Raw genomic sequence first — 2,943 nt, forward strand, 5'->3', positions numbered from 1 at the left:
GCGGTGAGCGGCGCGGTGCCGACCGGGCTCTCGGCCGACCGGCAGGCCCTCGGCAGGCTGACGGTGACCGTGGTCCCGGCATCCGGCGCGCTCTCGATCGCGATCGTGCCGCCGTGCAGGCCGACGAGGCCCTGCACCACCGAGAGGCCGAGGCCGGTGCCCTCGTGGGTGCGCTTGTAGCCGCCGGAGCCGGCCTGGAAGAACGGCGTTCCGAGTCGCGGCAGGTCGGCCTCGCGGATGCCGATGCCGGTATCCGACACGATCAGGTCGAGGCCGGCCGCGGTCCGGCGCAGCGCCACCTCGACGCGGCCGCCGGCCGGCGTGAACTTCACCGCGTTCGAGATCAGGTTGATCAGCACCTGGCGGCAGGCGCGCGAATCGGCGGTGATCTCGATCGGGCCGGGCTCGGCGACCTGCGCGAGCACGACGCCGACCGCATCGGCCTTGAGCTTCATCAGGTCGCAGCAGCTGCGCGTCAGCGCCGCCGCGTCGACCAGCTCGGGCGCGTAGTCGAAGTTGCCGCTTTGGATCCGGCTCATGTCGAGCAGCGTGTTGACGACGCTGAGCAGGTGCTGGCCCGAGGCGCCGATGATGCCGGCATATTCCCGCGCCCGCTCCGGTGCGAGCACGACCGCGCCTTCGCCGGCCAGGACCTCGGAGAAGCCAATGATAGCGTTCAGGGGCGTGCGCAGCTCGTGGGTGACGTTGGCCAGGAACCGGCTCTTGACCTCGTCGGCGCGCTCCGCCTCGGCGCGGGCGCGCTCGAGCTCCTCGGCGTGGCGGCGATGCTCGGTCACGTCGCGGGTCACCGCGACGACGCCGACCGGGCCCGACGGCGACTGCGCGATCCGGTGGGCGCGCATCTCGACATGGATCAGCCGCGCGCCGTCCTGTCGCCGGGCGGTCGGGTCGACGTTGAGGCGCAGCTGCACCGTCGCCGGCTTGCCCAGAGCCGCGACATCGCTGATCGCCTGGAGGAAGGCGGGGCGGTCGGCCACGTGCACCCGCTCGAGCAGGCCGTGGCCGCGCAGGCGCATCGCATCAGTGCCGACGAGCGTCTCGGCCGAGGCCGACGCCTCGATCACCCGGCCGTTGACGTCGTGCCAGGTCACGAGGTCGTCGATGGCCGCGAGCAGCATCCGGTCGCGGGCCTCGTTGTCCCGCATGCGCTTGCGCCACTGGCCCTCGTTGCGCATCTGCTCCAGCACCTGCGCGGCGACGTGGCCGATCGCGGTGATGGCGAAGACCGGCATCGCGACGGAGGCCGACAGCGCCATGGTCGGGCTCGTGATGATCCACGATCCGGTGAACGCCACGCAGAGGACGCCGACCATCGCGAGCAGCGACGCCGCGACGGTGGCGCGCTTCGAGCCGGAGACCACCGCCTCGAGCGGGATCGCCACGAGCCAGATCGCGGCGGCCGACTGCACGCCGCCGGTGAGGCTGGCGAGGCACACGACGAGGCCGGTGAGGCCGGCCGACGAGACGGCGTGCGCGATCCACAGCGAGCCGGTGCGCGAGAGCAGGACGGCGGCGAGCACGGGCAGGAACAGGCTGGCGATCGCCAGGACCTCGATGCCCGACGGCACGCCGCGCCACAGCAGGTAGGGCGGCAGGCCGGCCATCATCACCGCGCCGGTGGCGAGGCGCGACACGAGGAAGCGCTCGTGGCGGAAGCGCACGCTGGCATCCTCGATCGCCGATTCATGCACGAAGCTCGCGAGGCGGGCGTCGAGCAGCGCGGGCAGCCGGTGTTGAATACGCAAGGCAGATACGCGCAACGCACAAGACCCAAGACCAGGACGGCCAACAACGCGGCATGCCTGGTAATACTCGGCCTTCGCGCCCCCCGGTTCGGTGACGAACGACTAGATCCCGACCCTCGCAGACCCGGCTTAAACGAGTGTTGCGCGTCGGCCCGCGATGGCCGGGATGCTTTCCACAACGTAACCGTGACTACGCGCAGGGTGTCCCCGTCGGGGCTCGTTCACCATCGAATGCCTTTTAGGCGATCGGTTGACGTTGGATTCAGGAAAACGGCCCCACCCTCGGGCGTCTTCGACCCGCACGCTTCCCGGATCACCGTCCATGTCGTTCCTGCTGCGAGCCGCCCTGGTGATCGGCGCGTTGTCGTACCTCGCGGCCACCCGCGACCAGCCGGGGACACGCGCGAGCGTTCCGTCCGCACCCGAGATGGCCGGTCCGCGCGAAGCGGCGTCCCCGGCGCCCGCGACGGGATCGACGTTGCTCGCCACGGTCGGGTCCGCGACAGCCGCCTGGAGCGCGATGCCGGCGGAGTCCCGGCAGCGCCTGGCGCAGGAGGCCATGGCCGAGCTCGGCCGGCACGTCGGTCCGCAGGCCGCCTCGCGCGACACCCTCGCGGATGCCGATCGCAAGGCTCCGTGGCGGGGATCGGAGGGGCGCTGAGGCCGTTCGTGCTGGACGATACGACGACGCGGAATGCGTGAGCCCCAGCCGGCGGCCGGCGCGGCCGATCTCAGGACGACTTCCGAGCCCGCATCGGCAGGGGCGTCCGGTTCGCCGGCCGCTCGGCCGCAGCCTGCCGGATCTTGCCCGTGTCCGGCGCATGGTGCGGCTGGTAGGCGTCGGACGCGCCGGTGCGCTCGCGCAGCGGCCGGTCGAGGATCGCCGAGAGCAGGTCGCGGGCGGCGGGACGATCGGTGGTTCGAAACAGGCGGACGAGCTCGAACACCCGCTCGGCCGAGCGCGAGACCGCCTCGTCGAGGGTCAGGAAGACGTAGACCGCCTCCTCCTCGTGGAGGTCGGCGGCGCGCAGGCACAGCGTGAGCAGGTCGTAGCGCGAGCCGGCGTCGGGCGCGCTGCGCAGGAAATTCGCCGGAAGCCCGAGCCCGTCCGACAGGGCGGCGAGGAAGCCCGGGACGTCGTGGGCGGCCGAGAGGCCGAGCAGCATGCCGCCAAGGT

General features: G+C 72.2%; 2 protein-coding genes and 1 pseudogene. 1 reads left to right on the forward strand and 2 read right to left on the reverse strand.

The genetic code is table 11. The features are described from left to right. Positions 1 to 1,766 (reverse strand): PAS domain-containing sensor histidine kinase (locus tag FV223_RS24220; RefSeq protein ID WP_147729361.1); only part of this gene is annotated, 1,766 nt, incomplete at its 3' end. A 322-nt stretch (positions 1,767 to 2,088) separates the two neighbouring features. Here FV223_RS24220 and FV223_RS24225 point away from each other — a divergent pair. Next, complete coding sequence (locus FV223_RS24225; protein ID WP_147729362.1) at positions 2,089 to 2,427, forward strand: hypothetical protein; 339 nt, start codon at positions 2,089 to 2,091, stop codon at positions 2,425 to 2,427. Positions 2,428 to 2,497: 70 nt separating this feature from the next. On the opposite strand, the pseudogene FV223_RS30775 reads toward FV223_RS24225, so the two are convergent. Next, positions 2,498 to 2,943 (reverse strand): annotated as a pseudogene (locus tag FV223_RS30775) (hypothetical protein); the annotation flags it as partial.

It is taken from the genome of Methylobacterium sp. WL116, from assembly GCF_008039455.1.
Taxonomy (GTDB): Bacteria; Pseudomonadota; Alphaproteobacteria; order Rhizobiales; family Beijerinckiaceae; genus Methylobacterium.